Source organism: Bradyrhizobium sp. 521_C7_N1_3 (assembly GCF_052075975.1).
In the GTDB taxonomy this organism is placed as follows: Bacteria; Pseudomonadota; Alphaproteobacteria; order Rhizobiales; family Xanthobacteraceae; genus Bradyrhizobium; species Bradyrhizobium japonicum.
Genome location: NZ_CP197232.1, coordinates 7,681,438 through 7,700,766, shown reverse-complemented (window position 1 = coordinate 7,700,766; position 19,329 = coordinate 7,681,438). Strand labels below are relative to the sequence as shown.

Sequence of the window (19,329 nt, the reverse complement as noted above, 5' to 3'; positions counted from 1 at the left end):
CCGGCAAGGTCGAGAGGGAGCAATGAAGAACGAATACCAACCTCTAGGCAGAAGGAGAAACTCATGAAGATCCGGACCATTGTCGCCGTCACCTGCGCCGCCTTCTCGATGGCCGGCCCCATCCGCGCCCATGATCGCGAAGCGGAAACCGTCGCGAAGAAACTCGAGGCGGCCATTCCCAATGTCTCTGGCAAGTCGCTGCTCGCCCTGGAGGTCGACTACGCGCCGGGCGCGGCATCCCCGCCCCATACCCACGCGAAGTCGGCGTTCATCTACGCTTACGTCATCTCGGGCGCGATCGAGTCGAAGGTGAACGACGGCGAGAAGCGCATCTATCGGGCAGGCGAGGGCTGGTCGGAGCCGCCGGGTGCAACCCATTCGATCAGCCGCAATGCGAGCAAGACAAAACCGGCGAAGCTGCTCGCTGTCTTCGTCCTCGACACCAATGACAACCCGCTGACGACACCTCTCAAGTAACGTATTCAATGAGCCTGGCACGAATTCACGGTGAAGATATCGGCCACGAGTTTACCTCGGCCGTTATCCGCCGTGGCACCGAAAGCGGAAAATATGCTTCACGTGAATGACAGCATCGAAGCTGTTGAAAATGCATTTGCCCGAGACGTCGTCGGCGGCTTATCCGCTGATGTGAAGACGCTGCCGAGCCGTTGGTTATACAACGAGCGTGGATCTGAACTCTTCGAAGAGATAACGAGGCAGGATGAGTATTATCTGACCAGAGCCGAAACGTCGATCTTGCGAGAGCGGCAGCGGGACATCGCCAATTTTGTAGAGCCTGGCGCGGTTCTCATCGAGTATGGTGCGGGAGCCGGCGTTAAGACGGAGCTTATTCTGGCAGGCCTGCGTGACCCGCGAGGCTACGTGCCGATCGATGTCGCCGATGCTTTCCTTGCAGAAACGTCCAGGAGGATCGCTTCGCGCTTCCCGTCGCTCTGGGTCCGTCCCATCGAGCGCAATTTCCTGGATGTATTTGAGGTTCCGTTTGATGGCTCCAGCGGCGGCAGGACAGGATTTTTTCCTGGCTCGACGATGGGGAATTTGAACACGAGCGAGGCGAAAACCTTGCTTATGCAGATGGGGCGACACTTAGGCAAAAACGGACGTGCCATCATCGGTGTCGATCTCCAGAAAAACGTAGATACGCTTCTGCGCGCTTACGACGACAGCGCCGGTGTGACTGCCGCTTTCAACCTCAACCTCCTTGAGCGGATCAACGCCGAACTGGGCGGCGATTTCCGTTTAGAGCGGTTCAAGCACGTGGCGCGCTGGAACGAGATCGAGAAAGCAGTAGAGATGCATCTGGTCAGCATGTGCAATCAGCGCGTGACCCTCCGCGGACGGACGTTCAATTTCAGAACGTCGGAAACCATCCACACCGAGAGTTCCCGAAAATATACCGCGGAGTGCTTCGAGCGGCTTGCCCGCTCGGGCGGATGGAAGGTTGTCGAGCTTTGGCAGGATGCAGACGGGCTATTCGGCCTGTTCGGGCTCATTCGCTACTGAAGGGCGATGACGCGGCCCACCAGGTCTTCCGAAACAAACGTGAGAGTTGCGGTGTAAAGGAAAGCGGCATGGAACAGTCCCCCCAGATCGGCGACAGGATCACCGACAAGTCAGCGTCGCCCGACGACAGCACTGTCCGAGACTGGATCGGCCCGAAGGCGTTCGGGCATTGGGCCGAGCTGCGAAAATGGATCGAGGCATACTACCCCGGTGTTTTCGCGCCGGATTGGCTCTATCGTGGCAAGAAGCGTGGTTGGTCCCTGCGTTACAAGAAATCCAAGGCATTCTGCACCTTCCTGCCGGAATACAAGCTGTTTTCGGTCGAGGTGGTCTTGGGGGCAGCAGAGCGAGAGAAGTTTGAGGCGCGGCGTTACGGATGGCGCTCGCAGCTGGTGAAGCTCTACGATGAAACCCGAACATACCCTGACGGAAAATGGCTGAAAGTTGCGATCTCATCCGCAACCGATCGGCATGACGTGACTGAGCTTCTAAGTCTGAAGCGCCCTCCCTCGCGATCACGCGGTTGAGATGCCCCCGCCGTCGTGTTTCAGATGAGATAGGCGCGCGCATCGAACATCTTCCTGCGCGGCGGAACGACGTCGTCGTCCTCGCGGGCGATCTGGCGGCCTAGAGCGATCCCTTGAGTACTCCGTCGAAGAGCTTCGACGCCTCGGCGTCAAATGACGGCGCATGGGAGACGTCGGTCATCACCTGCCTGTCGGCCATCGCTTCTTTGAGCCGCGACGCACTCACATGCGCCTCGTCCGCCGGTGACGGTGTTGCCGCACGCTTTCCGCGACGCGATCACTTCGTGACCGTCTTGGCGAAGAACGGCGACAGTATTCGCGCCAACAAAAAAGCCCGGACACGTTCCCAAGAATCCTTCCTGGGTGCATCCGGGCTCTAGCGTTATGCTCGCATCACAAGAAAACTCAGAGCGTCCTCAGAGATCGTCGATGCGAATGGGGTGAGTTCAGATCGAGCCAGCCGGCGCAACGGCAGGAAAGTCCTTCTCGGGATCGAACACGTTGTTGAAGAAGTTCGTCAGAGAGTACATGGCCACCAGCGCGACTATCTCGATGACGTTCGCATCCGTGTAGCCTGCATCGCGGACGACTTTCAGATCGGCGTCACTGACCTTGCCGCGGGTCTCGATGACTTTACGCGCAAACTGAATGGCGGCGTCCCGCTTCGGGTCGCTGGCATGGCCCTTCCGGGCGAGAGTGATTTCATTGGCGGGCAGCTTGGCCATATGATTGGCCGTAAAGCTGTGAACCGTCAGGCAGTAGTCGCAGCCATTCACTTCGGAGACAGCGAGGCCGATGCTGTCGCGCGTCTTCACGTCTAGCGCCTTGCTCAAGGAACCAAGCAGGGTGGCCCATGAGTTGAACGCGATCGGGCTTGCCGCGAAGGCCGCCATCATGTTTGGGGTGAACCCGATGTTCTTGGTGAACATATCGAGGGTCGGTTTCGAATCGGCCGGCACTTGGTCCGGCTTCAGAGCTGCAATTCTTGGCATCATAATCTTCGCAAGTTGCTGGGTTCACAGATAATCAAACGAGATCCAACACGTCAGCCACCGGACGGCGCGGCTTTTGCGGCCAGTTTCCCGGGCGCTCGGCGCCTACCGACAACAACATGACCGGTACTTCGTCCTCGGCCAGTCCAAAATCTCGGTGCACCGCTTCGGCATCGAAACCGATCATCGGCGTCGAACCTAGGCCTAGCGAGCGGGCCGCATAGATCATGGCGGCCGCGCCGAAGGCGCCGGTGCGTACTGCTTCGTCGCGCTGGCGCTGCGGGTAGTCCTTATAGAGATCGCGTGCGGGGATTTCCCAATCCGGTATCAACTTTGCCGGCATGATACCCGCCTCCACCACCGGCGCCAGGCGGTCCGGAATTACACTGGAATCAGCCAACTGGCCGCAGATGATAAAGGTAACGGCGGCTTCAGTGATCGCCGGCTGCTTCCAGGCGATCGGGCTCAACCGAGCCTTGGCTTCGGGCGTGCGTACCGCGATGAAGCGCCAGTTCTGCAAATGGAAGGATGTCGGCGCAGTGGTGCCAATTCGTACCAGCTCGCGGATTTGGTCATCGCTCAAAGTGGCGGCAGGGTCGTAGTATTTGGCGGAGCTGCGGCTCAGGATACATTCGATGACAGCGTTGGTCATGGCGATTCTGTTGGTCATGGTGATTCCTGTGCGTTAGGGGATGAGATAGCGAGTGCTTTCGCTCTCTTTGCTCGATATGCCGCAGGGATGGAGCCCGGTTGGCATGTCATGCCCGGCGGCCGTGGTGGTTTCCTGGGTTGCGGCGTGTCTGATAGGACGTGACGGCCGCGTGCATCGAATGTGGGTCGTTCACGGACGAACGCGGATGATCGTCTTCCCGCCGATCCGCTTTGTCGGTTTGAGGGCGGCGACGGCATCTTCGAGCGTCGTTACGTGGCCGATGTTCGTGCGCAGTCGCCCGTCCCGAACCCGCCGGACGATCTCAACCAGTTGGGCACGATCGGACTCGACGACGAAGTCGACCGCCAGGCCATCGGCGGGCCGCGCCTCGGCCGGCCCGACGATGGACACCAGCGTTCCTCCGGATCGAACCAGGCGCGCGGAGCGCTTCCCGATGTCGCCGCCAATGAGATCGAACACCAGATCGACCGGGCCGGTGTCTTTTAGAGCGTCGTTCTCCAGGTCGACGAAATCATTCGCGCCGAAGTCGAGCGCCTTCTTACGGTCGGCGGCGCGTCCGGTGCCGATGACATAGGCGCCGGCCTCACGCGCGAGTTGCGTCACCATCGACCCGACTGCGCCGGCCGCGCCGTTCGCGAGGACGCGCTGCCCCGCCTGAAGGCGGCCGTGTACGAACAATCCCTGCCACGCGGTCAGACCCGAGACCGGCAGGCTCGCGCCCACCGTGAAGTCAACGTCGCCCGGCAGCGGCGCGAGGTTGCGTGCCTCGATCGCCACATACTCAGCCAGTGTGCCATCGCGATACCAGTCTGCGAGGCCGAACACCCGCTGCCCCACCGACAGGCCCGTCGTGCCATATCCGAGAGCGGTGACCACTCCGGCGAACTCATGCCCGGGAATCGACGGTGTTCGGTCACGATCAAGGCGATCGGTCCACGTCGAAGGCCACGACAGCTCGGTTCCAACGAATCCTGACGCATGAACCTGAACGACGACGTCGTTTATTGCTGGCCGCGGTTCGGGTCGCTCCACCAGCTTCATCCCGGCCGTTCCCGCAGCTTGGTCTGCCACGACGATTGCCCTCATCGCCAACCTCCTCGTGTGTGGTATGTCGTCATCTTCCGATTTGCCTCGCGGGCGAACAAAAATACGATCACGAAATTCGATGGTCCAATGACCTGTGGCTATGGAATCGATGCCATCGACGCGAAAGATCAAAGCGCGTCGGCAGTGACCGTCGGAACGAGTGCCCCACGATGGAGGATCTCCGGGCACTGAGGACGCAAGAAAGAGCTGCAATGCGGGTTTGATAGGCTGCGATGCGACGGTACAGTGACCGACGGCACCAGAGACGCTCAATCCGGAGTGATATTCGGGATCGGGAGTTGAGCCAGATCATCCTCGTAGCTGGCCTGAGTGCCTGGGCTGTGGCCGGAAGCAGTAGCGTCCAGGCGCGTGTTGATAGCGGCACCGATGCCCAGAATCCTGCCGACGGGACAGAGGTTTGCGGCTTCCAGCAGGAGCGTGCGCTGATGCGCATCGAGTTCTCCGTCCAGCACGAGGGTGCGTGCGAACGAATCTCGTTCGCCCTGAGCGCCATGGCGGAAGCTGACGCCCACTTCCAGCCGCTCCAGCGGAAGTCTTTGGCGTCGAGCCTGAAAACGAATGCTCATAGCGGTGCATGCGGCGAGAGATGCGCTAAGCAGGTCGTAAGGATTGGGACCAGAAGAAATGCGGCCGCCGCCATCCGGGCCGCCGACAGTAAACTGAGAGTCTCCGACACGGCATACCAATGCACCATGATTGGTGGGGTCGCTTACGACAACAACTTCGCGGATCTTGGTCATGACTAGGTTCCGATTGTTCGAATGATCGACTACCGGCTTCGACGAGCGTGAACGCCAGCAAGCATCGCAGAACGAGTCTTGAAGATAGTGCGAGGTCTCAGCGCGGCGTCCGCTCCGGTCGGTGCGTTCAGCAACTAGATCCGGCGACCATTCGGGTAAAGCTATCATAACCATAACCGCCGGGAATGCCTCGGGAGTCGGTGCCGAAGCTCCGCGACGAGGAAATCCGTGAACCCGCGCGCCGGGCTTGACGGTCTTCCGCTCGCGACAACGCATTGACTTCCATCGAGGCGAAGTCTCGGTCGGAGAAACAACGCGCGGGAATGGAAATCATAACGGTCGGGCATTTCTCAATTGGAGGTCGGCGACGTAGTTTCAACCTGCAGGGGCGGCGTGATGGCTCGTGGGCGATCAGTGGGTGCCGGAATTCCCGACGTACTTGGGAAAACACTGCGGAGAAGAGAATGCTGCTGCCTCGTCGATCGGTTCCCGAACTGCGCGTGCCGACCCTTGCTCATGGCGACTTTGATCTTGCCGCCGACGCGCCGAAGCTGTTTACGCTGATATGCTTCTATCGCGGACTCCATTGCCCGGTCTGCCTCAAATATCTGCGCGAGCTGGAATCGCTCATACCCGAGTATGAGCGTCGCGGTACAAAGGTCATCGCTATCAGCTCTGACGTTCGCGAGCGCGCTCAGGAAATGGCAAACAAGGTCGGCGCCAGCTTGCGATTCGGATATTCTCTGCCGCTGGTGGTTGCTCGCAAGTGGGGTCTCTATATTTCGTCGTCGCGTGGAAAGACATCGATCAACATCGAAGAGCCGTCACTGTTTTCGGAGCCCGGCGTATTCCTCATCCGACCGGATGGCACTTTGTATTACGGTGCGGTTCAAACAATGCCGTTCGCACGTCCGCTGTTCTCGGAATTGCTTCAGGCGATCGATTTCGCTATCGCCAGGGATTATCCGGCGCGTGGCGAGTATGACGGCCCTCTCTGAGCGGCCATCGGCTTAGCTACCGGCACAGCCGTGAACATGAATGTCGCTGCGCGCTAGCTACTGTGTGATTTTCTGTTCGGCCCGGTTGTTTCGTGTCTGTTTGATCTTGCCGGCTCTGACCGAGCCCGACTCGGAATTCTCCGCAGAATGAGACGTCGCGGCTTCGAATTCCATGCGGCCCGCGGCATTCCTCGCTACGGCATCGCGCTCGCGCGGCGAGCGGCAATAACGGCCGTTTATCGAGTCCATGGCGAGAGGTGATTTCCGTCGCCGGAATTGCAAGGCCATTCTCCAAAGCATCGTCGAGCTTGAACCTGCGGTTCTGTGATCAAGGCGCGGACCACGATGAAGGCTCGAGAGCGCAGTGAGTCGATATGCGAAGCAACGACGTAATCTAGATCATCGCGCTGGGTTCGCGGAGAGGCGGAAGTGAGTATGACTGATAGAATGGTGCATCCGGCTCCGGTACCTCAGCTCGATCGCGGTTCGTTTTATCGCTTTCCACGATACTGTGTCGCACCGATCGGTCTGCTGTTCGCGCTGGCGCTCGCCGGCTGCGACAAGAAGGCACAATCACAAGAGGCTGCGCCTACGCCGCCGCTGGTTACAGTCGCGCAACCAGTCAAGCGCACGGTTACTGACTGGGACGAATTCACCGGCCGCTTTGAGGCGATACAGGAGGTTCAGGTCCGTGCCCGTGTCGGTGGCTTCGTCAACAGCGTCGAGTTCACAGACGGTGCGATCGTTCATGCCGGCGATCTGCTCTACATCATCGATCCGCGCCCGTTCGAGGCGGTCGCCTCACAAGCGCAGGGCCAACTCGACGACGCGCGGGCCAAGGCAGAGCTTGCCAAGCGTGAACTCGACCGTGGGCTGAACCTGGTCCAGACCAGCGCAGTTTCAGTACAAGTCGTCGATCAGCGCCGTCAAGCCTTACAGGCGGCCTATGCGGCCGAGACGCAGGCCGAGGGTGCGCTGAAGGCCGCGCAGCTCAATGTCGAATTCACCCACGTGCTGGCGCCGATCACCGGCCGCGTCAGTCGCCATCTGGTGACCCCCGGCAACCTCGTGCAGGGCGCCGATAGCGGTGCGACGTTGCTCACCTCGATCGTGTCGCTCGATCCGATTTACATCTATTTCGACGTCGACGAGGCGACCTATCAGCGCAACAGCCGACTGTGGTTCGAAGGCAAGCGGCCGAGTTCGCGCGATACGACAAATCCCGTGCAGGTGACGCTGACCGGCGAGATAAAGCCCTCGCATGAGGGGAAGATGGACTTCCTCGACAATCGACTGGACATCTCGACTGCGACGCTACGCAGCCGCGCGATTGTCCCGAACAAGGATCTCTCGATCCTCCCGGGGCAGTTTGGCCGCGTCAGGATCATCGGCTCGTCGCCCTACGAGGCGCTGCTGATTCCAGACACCGCTATAGCCACCGACCAGTCGCGCAAGATCGTGTTCGTGGTCAAGGCAGGCAACACGGTAGATGTAAGGCCGGTGATGCTCGGGCCGCTCGATGGGGGGCTGCGCGTGATTCGCGAGGGCCTCATGCCGGAGGATCAGGTCATCGTCGACGGGCTCCAGCGTGCGCGCGTCGGCGCCAAGGTGACACCGAAAAGGGCGCAGGCGCCGGCAGACGACAAGGCTCCGGCAGGTGCGAAGCCATGAATCTTGGAAAGCTTTCGATCAACCAGCCCATCCTGGCGATGGTACTGTCGATCGTGCTTGTGATCGTCGGCACGATCGCCTACCAGACGCTGCCGGTCTCGGAATATCCGCAGGCGGTGCCGCCGACCGTCACCGTCACCACGCAATATTCCGGCGCCTCCGCGCAGACCGTATCCGACACGGTGGCAGCACCGATCGAGCAGGAGATCAACGGCGTCGAGGACATGCTGTATCTCTACAGCCAGGCGACCTCGAACGGCCAGCTCACCATCACCGTCACCTTCAAGCTCGGTACCGACCTCGACAAGGCGCAGGTACTTGTGCAGAATCGCGTCGCGATTGCGCAGCCGCGGCTGCCGGACGAGGTGCAGCGCAACGGCGTCGTAACCCGCAAGAACTCGCCCGACATCCTGATGGCCGTATTCGTGCTGTCGCCCGACGACTCGTTCGATCAGCTCTACATCTCCAACTACACGCTGCTGCAGGTGCGCGATCAGCTTTTGCGGCTCGACGGCGTCGGCGACATCCAGATGTTCGGTGCGCGCGACTACTCGATGCGACTGTGGCTCGATCCCGACCGGATCGCTGATGTCGGTCTGACATCGGGCGAGGTGCTGGCGGCGATCCGCGCCCAGAACCTGCAGATCACCGGCGGACAGATCGCTGAGCCGCCGATCGCCGATCGCGCACTCCAGCCGAACCTCGTCTTCACTGGCCGCCTCAAGGATATCGGGCAGTTTGAGGACATCGTGGTGAAGGCCGGTTCCGACGGCCGCACCGTACGTCTGCGCGATGTCGCCCGCGTCGAGCTCGGTGCGCTCTCCTACGCCACCAGCAGCCGCATACTGCGCAAGTCGGCCGTCGCAATGGTGGTAACGCAACGGCCCGGATCGAACGCGCTCGCCACGGCGAAGGCAATCTCCACCACCATGGCGAAGCTGAAGGAAAGTTTTCCGAAGGGCCTCGACTACAATATCGGCTACAACCCCACCGAATTCATCGCCCAATCGGTCCATGAGCTGATTAAGACGGTGTACGAGGCGATGGCGCTCGTCGTCATCGTGGTGCTGGTGTTCTTGCAGGGATGGCGGCCTGCGATCATCCCGATCATCGCGATCCCGGTGTCGCTGGTCGGCACCTTCGCGGTGATGGCCGCGCTTGGATTCTCGATCAATAATTTGACGCTCTTCGGTCTGGTTCTCGCGGTCGGAATCGTGGTCGACGACGCCATCGTGGTTGTCGAGAATGTCGAGAGACATCTCCAGCACGGTATGAGCCGGCGCGAGGCGGCGCTCAAGACCATGGTGGAAGTCGGCGGCGCGCTGGTCTCGATCGCGCTCGTGCTTTGCGCCGTGTTCGTGCCAACAGCTTTCCTGGGCGGTATCTCCGGGCAGTTCTTCCAGCAATTCGCCGTCACCATCGCAGTCGCGACCGCGATCTCCTGCTTCTGCTCGCTGACCCTGTCGCCGGCACTGGCCTCCCAGATCCTTACTCCACACGAGGAGAAACGACCGCCGGCGCGCTGGAACGTTATTGCGCGCGGCTGGGACGGCTTCACCGCGCTGTTCAACCGCATCTTCGATCGCCTAGCGCGCGGTTACGCGGCCGCCGCCGACTTCGTGATCCGGCATACGATGGTGATGCTTGTGATCTATCTCGGGCTGATCGGCAGCGCCGGCTGGCTGCTCGCCACCACCTCGCAGGGCTTCATTCCCGCGCAGGATCGCGGTTACCTCATCATCTCGGCGCAATTGCCAGGTGCCGCGTCGCTGGCGCGGACCGCTGCTGTGGTGCGCGAAATCGAGCGGATCGCGCTGGATACGCCAGGTATCGTCCGGGTCGGGGCGTTCAGCGGGTTCTCCGGCGCGACCCGCACGCAGGCCGGTAATGCCGCAGCGTTGTTCCCGGTGTTCGACGAGCCCGAGGCGCGGCAGAAGAAGGGATTGTCGGCCAACGCGATCACGGCCGATCTACGCAAGCGGTTGTCGGCGATCCAGGGCGCCTTCATCATCGTCATTCCACCGCCCGCGGTGCCAGGCATCGGCACCGGTGGCGGCTTCGCCATCCGCATCCAGGATCGACAAGGGCGCGGTCCCGAGCTGCTCGCAGCGGCGACCGACGAGCTCGTCGCCGCCGCCCGTAAGTCGCCAAATCTGACCTCGGTGTTCTCGCCTTTCACGGCGAATACGCCGCAGCTTTTTGTCGATATCGATCGTGTCAAGGCGCAGAAGCTCGCGGTCCCCATCGCCAACATCACCGACACGATCGAAACCTACTTCGGTTCGACCTATGTCAACGACTTCAACCTGTTTGGGCGTACCTATCACGTCACCGCGCAGGCCGATCTCCCATTCCGCAAGGAGACTTCCGATCTCGCGCGGCTGCGTACCCGGAACGCGGCCGGCGACATGGTGATGCTCGGCAGCGTCGTTGACTTCAAGGACATCTCGGGGCCCGATCGTGTGGCGCGATATAATCTCTACTCGACGTCCGAGGTGCAAGGTGAGCCGGCGACGGGCGTAAGCTCGGCCACAGCGCTCAGCACCATCAAGCGATTGGCCGACGAAACGTTGCCGAGCGGCTTTTCTCTCGAATGGACCGATCTGTCCTATCAACAGGTGATGGGGGGCAATGCCGGCCTCTATGTGTTCCCGATCTGTGTGCTGTTCGTCTATTTGGTGCTGGCAGCGCAATATGGCAGCTGGACGTTGCCATTCGCGGTGATCCTGATCGTGCCGATGTGCCTGTTCGCGGCCACCATCGGGGTGCGCATCATGGGGCAGGACGTCAACATCCTAACCCAGATCGGCTTCGTGGTGCTGGTCGGACTTGCGGCCAAGAACGCGATCCTGATCGTCGAGTTCGCGCGCGATATCGAGCTTGAGGGCAAGTCGCGGCTGGAGGCTGTCATCGAGGCCTGCCGGCTCCGCCTGCGGCCGATCCTGATGACCTCGTTTGCCTTCATCCTCGGCGTGCTGCCCCTGGTGGTTTCGACCGGTTCGGGCTCGGAGATGCGCCAGGCGGTCGGCGTCGCGGTGTTCTTCGGCATGCTCGGCGTCACGCTGTTCGGCCTGATCTTCACGCCGATTTTCTATGTGGTGGTGCGCAACCTCGCGGAAGGCGCGAACGAGGGCAGGCCAATTCAACCGAACGCGGTCGCGGCCGCGGCGGAATGAGCCGCGTTGACCGCGGTGCGCGATGAAGCCGGGACACTCGCGCGACTACTTGAGAGGGCGGATCAAGAACGCCGACGATGTGCGGGGGCGGCCTCGCGCGAAGCCTTCTTGACTCGCCGCTCGTGGTCGTCGGCAAGAGCCCTAAGCTGAGCCGCAATCACTTGGTCCGTCATGGCTTTGGCAGAGCGAAGCAAGGTCTTCGCAGTCCTCAAATATTCTTTGCTTCGTCGTGAGATCTGAAGCGTCATGACGCCCTCGCGCGGTTTTCGGGCGACTGGTCGAAGCGTGTTGGAACCAGCCCATCCAATTGTGCTCACCCTGGTGGCGCGCCGTGAAGCGATCGACGCACCTTGGACCTCCTGGCCTGCGATCGTTCAACAGAACGCCGACTTCGGCCGGCATCGAGGGCGGGGGCGATTGGTTGCAGATTGAGTTCAAGCCAGTTGAAAGGAAAGTCACCTCTCGCCATGAAGTTGATAGCCGACCGTTATCGGAATGGCTGGGGCGCGCCTGGGATTCTGCGGCGAGACAGCGGCGCTCGTTCCACGAGGATTTCGATCGAGGGGAACTATCGATCCATTGCTTTACCGGCAATTTTCACGGCAACAAGGCCGGCTTCTGCGAGGAGGATCCCTATAGCCGTATCCGGTTGGACCGGGGATCGGCTGGCATTTTTCGGGCGACGGAGTACGATTTCTCCCGGCGGGGGAGAGACCGCGCGTGTGGCGCGCGAAGAGCTTGATTGGCCGACTTCAGGCCGAAGCCCGACGCCGGAGTTTGACAGATGGTGCGGCAGTCGCTGAACGTCGCATACTCGGATGGCAGTTCCCAGGTGTTGTGGGAGGATGGCGAGCGCGTGTTTAGCCGCGGCTGGCGAGTGGACGACAATGGCAACCGGCTCGCCGTCCTGCTTGTTGCTCCTGCCGCCGATCACCCGTCCCGGTCAAGACTCGATCGTCTCACGCACGAATACGAGCTGAAAGATGAACTCGGCGGGGCATGGGCGGTGCGGCCGCTGGCCCTCATGCGCGACGCCGGTCGGACCGTGCTAGTGCTCGATGATCCAGGCGGCCAGCCGCTCGACCATTTGCTCGGTGAGCCCATGGAGGTAGCGCGGTTCCTGTGCCTGGCTATCGCCGTTACCTCAGCCTTGGGCAAGCTTCATCAGCGCGGGCTCATCCACAAAGACATCAAGCCAGCTAATATCGTCGTGGACTGCGCGGATGGACACGTGCGCCTCACCGGGTTTGGCATCGCATCGCGCCTGTCCCGCGAGCGGCAGGCGCCCGAGCCGCCCGAGACCATCGCCGGTACGCTCGCTTACATGGCACCCGAACAAACCGGGCGGATGAACCGCTCGATCGACGCCCGCAGCGACCTCTACGCCCTCGGCGTCACGCTGTACCAGATGCTCACGGGCGTGCTGCCCTTCACGGGGGCCGATCCGATGGAATGGGTGCACTGCCATATCGCAAGACGACCGGCGCCGCCCAGCGAGCGGTTAAAAAACCTCCCAGGCGCGGTCTCCGCGATTATCATGAAGCTTCTCGCCAAGACTGCCGAGGAGCGTTACCAGACGGCTGCAGGTGCCGAGAGAGATTTACGGCGCTGCCTTGCTGAATGGGAAACCCGAGGCGATATCGAGGAATTCCCGCCCGGGGAACATGACACCCCGGACCGGCTGCTGATCCCCGAGAAACTGTATGGTCGGACAGTCGAGATCGATACCCTGCTTGCCTCCTTCGACCGTATCGTTGCCGGCGGCAGGCCGGAGTTGGTCCTCGTTTCCGGATACTCCGGCATCGGTAAATCCGCGGTCGTCAGCGAGCTTCATAAACGACTTGTTCCGCCCCGCGGTCTTTTTGCGTCGGGCAAGCTTGATCAGTACAAGCGCGACATCCCCTACGCCACCCTTGCGCAGGCCTTTCAGAGCCTGATCCGCCCTCTCTTGAGCAAGACCGAAGCGGAGCTGCGGATATGGCGGGAGGCGCTGCTCGAGGCGCTCGAGCCGAACGCTCGGCTCATTGTCGATCTCGTTCCGGAATTGAAGCACATCATCGGCGAACAGCCACCGGTCCCCGAGCTGCCGCCACAGGACGTGCAAGGTCGCTTTCAACTGGTGTTCCGGCGATTCATCAGCGTATTCGCGCGGCCGGAACATCCGCTCGCCCTGTTCCTTGATGATCTCCAATGGCTCGATGCAGCAACGCTCGATTTGCTTCAGGATCTGTTGACCCGGCCGGATGTACAGAACCTGTTGTTGATTGGCGCTTACCGCAACAACGAAGTCGATCCCGGCCATCCGCTGACACGCAAGCTTGAGGCGATCCGCCAAGCCGGAGCGGTACTACAAGACATCGTATTGGCGCCCTTATCCTGTGAAGATCTGGGACAATTAATCGCGGATTCCGTTCACAGCGGATCGGAGAAAATCGCGCCTCTGGCACAGCTGATTCACGAGAAGACAACCGGCAATCCGCTTTTCGCTATTCAATTCATTTCTGCGCTCGCCGACGAAGCATTGCTCACTTTCGATTATGACGAGGCGCGATGGTGCTGGGACCTGAATCGCATTCACGCCAAAGGTTACACCGACAATGTGGTGGACCTTATGGTGGGGAAACTGAACCGTCTGTCCGCCGAAACCCGGAGCGCATTGCAAAAGCTCGCCTGCCTGGGCAACGACGCAGGGGCCGCCATGTTGCGGATCGCCTACCAGGACTCCGGGGAGGAGATGCACGGCCGGCTTTGGGAAGCGGTGCGAGCAGGGCTGATCTTTCGTTCAGAGGATTCCTACAAGTTTCTCCACGACCGTGTCCAGGAAGCGGCCTACTCCTTGATTCCGGAGGAATCGCGTGCCGAAGCCCATCTCCGAATAGGGATGCTGCTCGCAGCGCAGACCCCTCCAGAGAGGTTGGACGAGACGATCTTCGAAATCGTCAATCAGCTCAACCGCGGCTCGCATCTCATCACGTCAATTGAGGAGCTTGAGCGGGTCGCCGAGTTGAATTTCATTGCGGGTAAACGCGCAAAAACCTCGACAGCATATGCCTCGGCGCTGAACTACCTGGTCTCCGGCGTAGCACTGCTGCCAGGAGACTCCTGGGAACGCCAGCACGACCTGATCTTTGAGCTGGAGTTGCACCGGGCCGAATGTGAGTTCCTCACTGGTGCACTGGCGGAAGCCGAGCAGCGCCTGGCGATGCTGTCGGCCCGTGCCGCAACGACGATCGAACGAGCCCGCGTCACGTGCCTGCAGGTGGATCTTTACACGACCCTGGATCAGGGCAGTCGCGCGATCGCAGTCGGTCTCGACTATCTCCGCCACCTGGGTGTTGCCTGGTCGGCGCACCCGACGGAAGACGAGGCAAAGCGCGAGTATGACCGGATCTGGTCCCAACTCGGCTCCCGCGCGATAGAAGCCCTGATTGATCTGCCTTTGATGAGCGATCCCGTATCGCTCGCGACCCTCGATGTGCTGACGAAGCTCGGGCCGCCGGCCCACTATACAGATGCGAAACTACGTTCGATGGTCATCTGTCGAGCAGTCAATCTCAGCCTCGAGGGCGGCAATTGTGACGGGTCGTGCTACGCCTATGCAGTGCTTGCCAGGCTTGCTGGACCGGAATTCGGCGACTACCAGGCGGGACTTCGATTCGGCCGTCTCGGCTATGAACTGGTCGAACAGCGCGGGCTAAAGCGCTTCCACGCCAGGACCTATTTAAACTTTGGATATTTACTCATGTTCTGGACGAGACATGTCCGGGAAGGTCGTGATCTGCTGCGACGTGCGTTTGAGACGGCAAACCAGATAGGTGACCTCACTTTTGCGGCGTACTACTACACCCACCTGAACACGTATCTTCTCGCGGCGGGCGATCCGCTCGATATCGTGCAGGTCGAGGTCGAGCATGGTCTCGCGTTCGCGCGGAACATGCGGTTCGGCTTTGCGGTTGACTCCATTGCCGGCCAGCTAGGGCTGATCCGGACGCTCCGCGGCTTGACGCCGATTTTCGGTTGCTTTGACGATGGGCAGTTCAACGAACTCCTACTGGAGTCCCGTTTCCGCAAGAACCCGGATCTGGCGTTGGCCGAGGGCTCGTATTGGACCCGCAAGCTGCAGGCACGTTTCTTTGCCGGCGATTATGTGGGTGCCCTCGAGGCCTCATTGAGGGCGCAACAGCTGCAGCCGACATCGGCGTCTTTTTTCGAATGCGCAGAATATCACTTTTACAGTGCGCTCTCCAGAGCGGCATCCTGCGAGTCCGCGGCGGCCGCCCAACGGCAGGAGCATGTCGAGGCACTGGCTGCGCACCACCGACAACTCGAGGTCTGGACGACGGCTTGCCCGGAGAACTTTGAGAACCGCGCCGCACTCGTCGGGGCGGAGATCGCACGGATCGAAGGCCGCGCGCTCGATGCCGAACATCTTTACGAGCACGCTATCCGCTCGGCACACACGCATGGCTTGGTCCACAACGAGGCGCTCGCCAACGAAGTCGCCGCACGGTTTTATGCCGCTCGCGGGTTCGAGAAGATCGCACATGCCTATCTGCAGGACGCGCGGTACGGATACATCCGCTGGGGAGCCGACGGCAAGGTGCGCCAACTCGACGAGTTGTATCCGCACCTCGGGAAGGAAAAGCCGGTTGCCGGCCCCACAAGCACGATCGGGGCACCCGTCGAACAACTGGATCTATCTACTGTTATCAAAGTCTCGCAAACCGTGTCCGGCGAGATCGTCCTGGAAAAGCTGATCGACACGCTGATGCGCACAGCGATTGAGTACGCGGGTGCCGGGCGAGGTCTGTTGATCCTTGCGGTAGGTGATGAGTACCGGATTGAGGCGGAAGTCACGATCAGCAATGATATGGTGACCGTCGGTCAGCGACAAGCCGGTGTAACCGCCGCAAATCTACCGGAGTCCATTCTACACTACGTGATCCGGACAAAAGAGAGCGTTCTCATCCACGATGCCGCTGCCGCGAACCCGTTTTTCGCCGATGAGTACATCCGTAAGCATCACGCCCATTCAATTCTCTGCCTGCCGTTGCTCAAACAAGGCAGACTGGCCGGGGTACTCTACCTAGAGAACAACTTGGCGGCCCACGTTTTCACACCTGACCGCGTCACAGTCTTGAAGGTGCTCGCGTCGCAGGCGGCCATCTCGCTCGAAAATTCGCGGCTTTATGACGACCTCGCGGATCGGGAAGGGAAGATTAGGCGTTTGGTCGACGCCAATATCATTGGGATCCTCATTGCCGATCGCGAAGGACGGATCCTCGAAGCTAATGACGCGTTTCTACGCATCGTAGGGTATGACCGTGAGGACTTGGTTTCGGGCCGCGTGCGCTGGACCGAGCTGTCCCCGCCCGAATGGCGCGAGCGGGACATACTGACTCAGGCGGAGCTGAACTCAGCCGGAATAATTCGACCCTTCGAGAAGGAGTATGTTCGGAAGGACGGCAGCCGCGTTCCCGTGCTTATTGGCGCTGCTCTGTTCAAGGAAGGGGGCGACGAGGGCCTTGCATTCGTGCTCGATTTGACGGAGCGAAAGCGCGTCGAGGAGGCGCTTAGCCAGGCACAAAGACTCAGCCGCACCGGCTATTGGATCTACAACGCCACAACGATGCGTTACCTCTATTGGTCGGACGAGAGTTACAGGATCTGGGGGTTTGATCCGTCGCAGGGCCTGCCTAGTCGGCAAGGTATTTGGGAACGTATCCACCCAGAGGACCGCGACAGAGTGTGGGGCGCGGTTCAGGAGGCCGTGCAACAGAAGAGAGACTTCGTGGCCGAGTTCAGACTTCTCCTACCCGATGGAACAATCAAATGGGTCGAAGGAACCAGCTATCATGTGTTTTCGCCCGGGGGCGCGCTGGCTGAGGTTATCACCACAGCCGTCGATGTGACGGAGCGAAGGCGGGCACAGGACGAACGTGAAAAGCTGCGTCAGTTCGAACTGGATTTCGCCCACATGAACCGCGTGAGCATGATGGGAGAATTGGCGGCCTCGCTGTCTCATGAAATTCTGCATCCGATCGCTACCGCTCGTAACAACGCCCGTGCAGGGATGCGCTTTCTGGAGATGAAACCGCCAAATCTGGATGAGACCAGGGAAGCGCTCGCTTGCGTCGTGAGGGACACGGACCGCGCCAAGGATATCGTCGGACGGATGCGTGATCACATCAAGAAAGCGCCTCTGCGAAAGGAGCGTTTTGATCTCAATTCGGCTATCAACGAAGTGATTGTACTGGCGCAAAGCGCAATTCACAGGAACAGCGTTTCGGTCCAAACCCGGCTCGCGGATGAACTTCTTCCGGTCATGGGGGACTGCGTTCAGCTGCAACAGGTATTGCTGAACTTGATCCTGAACGCGGCCGAAGCGATGGGCTTGGTTGAGGAAGGGGCGAGAGAGCTATTGATCAGCACCAGGGAGGATCAGACCGGCGCCCTCGTAGCCGTACGGGATTCGGGGCGGGGCATTGATCCGGAGCATTTCGATCGAGTCTTCGACGCCTTTTACACCACGAAGTCCGGTGGAACAGGGATGGGGTTGTCGATATGCCGTTCCATCATTCAAGCACATGGAGGCAAGTTGTGGGCGGAAGCGAACGAACCTCGCGGCGCCGTATTTCAGTTTACGCTGCCGGCGGACAACGACTCATGAATTACCTTCAATCGGCGTACCCGACCGCAGAGCCGAGCGCACGCATCGCTCGAGAATGTCATCGTCCACTGGCTTGCTAAGATAGCAAACAACCCCGTCCTTCAGAGCCTGATCCCTGACAACCTCATCGGGGTAGGCGGTAACAAGGATCGTTGGGATTGCATACCCTGCATCGACCAAACGCCTGTGCAGCTCGACTCCGGTCATTCCGGGCATGTTAACGTCAGTGACCAAGCAGGCGGTTTCAAGCAGAGCCCGCGATGCCAGGAAATCGGCCGCCGACGAAAACGCTTCGACAGTATAGCCCAACAGCATTATTAACTTTCGCATTGACTCACGATGGGGCTGATCGTCGTCGACGACGGATATCAGTGTACGGTGCAACATAGCGGCTTCCAGGCACTTCCGCCGGCCGGCGAGGCAGCGCCTCGCGCTGCATGCAACGTAATGTCACGGACATCCCTCAATAACGCAACGTCGGCGTTCCTAAGCGATGGTTTAGGCGTCCGGCTATCCGCTCAGGCAAAATATTCTGTTCATCTCGATAGATTGTGCGTAGGGTGTGCAGGGCTAGGCAGGAATGCGCTTCCCCAACGCAGGATACCGGGAATGGGTGAGGCAAATCCCAGTGTCTTGGTTATCGATGATGATCCCGAATTTCGCGATTCGGTCGTGCGACTGTTGCGGACGGTCGGCTTGGATGCCCGGCAATTTTCGTCTGTTCCCGATTTTCTCGAGGCCGATCCGCCGGATGGTCCTACTTGCCTGGTGCTCGACGTAAGAATGCCGGGGCGAAGCGGTCTCGATCTTCAGAGCGAACTTGTCGCCGCAAACAGGCAAGTGCCTATCATCTTTATCACAGCCTACGCCGACGTGCCGATGACTGTGCAAGCAATGAAGAGCGGTGCGATAGAGTTCCTTACAAAGCCATTCCGAGATCAGGATCTGCTTGACGCCATCGATGCCGGACTCACTCGCGATCGTGCCCGACGTGAGAGTGACAGGGTGGTGGCTGCAATAAGGCGGCGCCTTGACACGCTCAGCCCCCGCGAGACCGAGGTCATGCTCCATGTCGTGGCTGGTCGCCTGAACAAGCAGATTGCCAACGATATCGGCATAGCCGAGTCCACGGTGAAAGTGCATCGCACTAACCTGATGCGGAAGATGAAAGCGCGTTCGGTCCCGGAACTCACCCGGATGGCGGACTGCCTCAATATAAAACTACAGCAGCTGCAGAACTTCTGAGCCCGA

15 protein-coding genes are annotated in these 19,329 nt (G+C 60.4%); 9 read left to right on the top strand and 6 right to left on the bottom strand.

Annotation, left to right across the window (positions count from 1 at the left end; genetic code table 11):
- Window positions 1-63: 63 nt before the first annotated feature.
- From AB7008_RS36245 to AB7008_RS36230, 4 genes are all read left to right on the top strand, one after another.
- A complete protein-coding gene (locus tag AB7008_RS36245) occupies window positions 64-477 on the top strand; it encodes a cupin domain-containing protein (RefSeq protein ID WP_304490901.1) in 414 nt (137 codons plus the stop codon).
- A 93-nt stretch (window positions 478-570) separates the two neighbouring features.
- Complete coding sequence (egtD, locus tag AB7008_RS36240) at window positions 571-1,524, top strand: L-histidine N(alpha)-methyltransferase (protein ID WP_304490900.1); 954 nt, start codon at window positions 571-573, stop codon at window positions 1,522-1,524.
- Window positions 1,525-1,592: 68 nt separating this feature from the next.
- The gene (locus tag AB7008_RS36235) at window positions 1,593-2,051 is read left to right on the top strand and encodes a DUF3788 domain-containing protein (protein ID WP_304490899.1); all 459 of its coding nucleotides are present in this window, start codon (window positions 1,593-1,595) and stop codon (window positions 2,049-2,051) included.
- A 113-nt stretch (window positions 2,052-2,164) separates the two neighbouring features.
- Window positions 2,165-2,431, top strand: coding sequence for a hypothetical protein (locus AB7008_RS36230; RefSeq protein WP_304490898.1), 267 nt, complete (start codon window positions 2,165-2,167; stop codon window positions 2,429-2,431).
- A gap of 66 nt (window positions 2,432-2,497) precedes the next feature.
- Here AB7008_RS36230 and AB7008_RS36225 read toward each other — a convergent pair whose 3' ends face one another.
- From AB7008_RS36225 to AB7008_RS36210, 4 genes are all read right to left on the bottom strand, one after another.
- On the bottom strand, window positions 2,498-3,043 hold the full coding sequence (locus AB7008_RS36225) for a carboxymuconolactone decarboxylase family protein (RefSeq protein ID WP_041959139.1): 546 nt from the start codon (window positions 3,041-3,043) through the stop codon (window positions 2,498-2,500).
- Window positions 3,044-3,077: 34 nt separating this feature from the next.
- Window positions 3,078-3,713: a nitroreductase family protein gene (locus tag AB7008_RS36220; RefSeq protein WP_028150422.1), complete on the bottom strand. Its 636-nt coding sequence runs from the start codon at window positions 3,711-3,713 to the stop codon at window positions 3,078-3,080.
- Window positions 3,714-3,884: 171 nt separating this feature from the next.
- On the bottom strand, window positions 3,885-4,802 hold the full coding sequence (locus AB7008_RS36215; RefSeq protein ID WP_304490897.1) for an NADP-dependent oxidoreductase: 918 nt from the start codon (window positions 4,800-4,802) through the stop codon (window positions 3,885-3,887).
- Between the two features lie 269 nt (window positions 4,803-5,071).
- Window positions 5,072-5,563, bottom strand: coding sequence for an OsmC family protein (locus AB7008_RS36210; RefSeq protein WP_304490896.1), 492 nt, complete (start codon window positions 5,561-5,563; stop codon window positions 5,072-5,074).
- Window positions 5,564-6,027: 464 nt separating this feature from the next.
- Between AB7008_RS36210 and AB7008_RS36205 the strand changes: the two genes are divergently transcribed.
- Entirely contained in the window at window positions 6,028-6,561 is a 534-nt protein-coding gene (locus AB7008_RS36205) for a peroxiredoxin-like family protein (RefSeq protein WP_304490895.1), read from the top strand.
- A 57-nt stretch (window positions 6,562-6,618) separates the two neighbouring features.
- Here the strand turns inward: AB7008_RS36205 and AB7008_RS36200 are convergent, their stop codons facing one another.
- Window positions 6,619-6,849: a hypothetical protein gene (locus AB7008_RS36200; RefSeq protein ID WP_441260345.1), complete on the bottom strand. Its 231-nt coding sequence runs from the start codon at window positions 6,847-6,849 to the stop codon at window positions 6,619-6,621.
- A 159-nt stretch (window positions 6,850-7,008) separates the two neighbouring features.
- Here AB7008_RS36200 and AB7008_RS36195 point away from each other — a divergent pair, with 159 nt between their 5' ends.
- The 3 genes from AB7008_RS36195 (at window position 7,009) to AB7008_RS36185 (ending at window position 18,078) form a co-directional block, all read left to right on the top strand.
- Window positions 7,009-8,232: an efflux RND transporter periplasmic adaptor subunit gene (locus tag AB7008_RS36195; RefSeq protein ID WP_441261269.1), complete on the top strand. Its 1,224-nt coding sequence runs from the start codon at window positions 7,009-7,011 to the stop codon at window positions 8,230-8,232.
- On the top strand, window positions 8,229-11,408 hold the full coding sequence (locus AB7008_RS36190) for an efflux RND transporter permease subunit (RefSeq protein WP_441260344.1): 3,180 nt from the start codon (window positions 8,229-8,231) through the stop codon (window positions 11,406-11,408). Before AB7008_RS36195 ends, AB7008_RS36190 begins: the two co-directional genes overlap by 4 nt.
- A gap of 784 nt (window positions 11,409-12,192) precedes the next feature.
- Complete coding sequence (locus AB7008_RS36185) at window positions 12,193-18,078, top strand: AAA family ATPase (protein ID WP_304490893.1); 5,886 nt, start codon at window positions 12,193-12,195, stop codon at window positions 18,076-18,078.
- On the opposite strand, the gene AB7008_RS36180 is transcribed toward AB7008_RS36185, so the two are convergent.
- On the bottom strand, window positions 18,073-18,465 hold the full coding sequence (locus AB7008_RS36180) for a response regulator transcription factor (RefSeq protein WP_304490892.1): 393 nt from the start codon (window positions 18,463-18,465) through the stop codon (window positions 18,073-18,075). The two genes, AB7008_RS36185 and AB7008_RS36180, sit on opposite strands and share 6 nt — an antisense overlap.
- A 222-nt stretch (window positions 18,466-18,687) precedes the next feature.
- Between AB7008_RS36180 and AB7008_RS36175 the strand changes: the two genes are divergently transcribed.
- The gene (locus AB7008_RS36175; protein ID WP_304490891.1) at window positions 18,688-19,323 is read left to right on the top strand and encodes a response regulator transcription factor; all 636 of its coding nucleotides are present in this window, start codon (window positions 18,688-18,690) and stop codon (window positions 19,321-19,323) included.
- The last annotated feature ends 6 nt before the right edge of the window (window positions 19,324-19,329 follow it).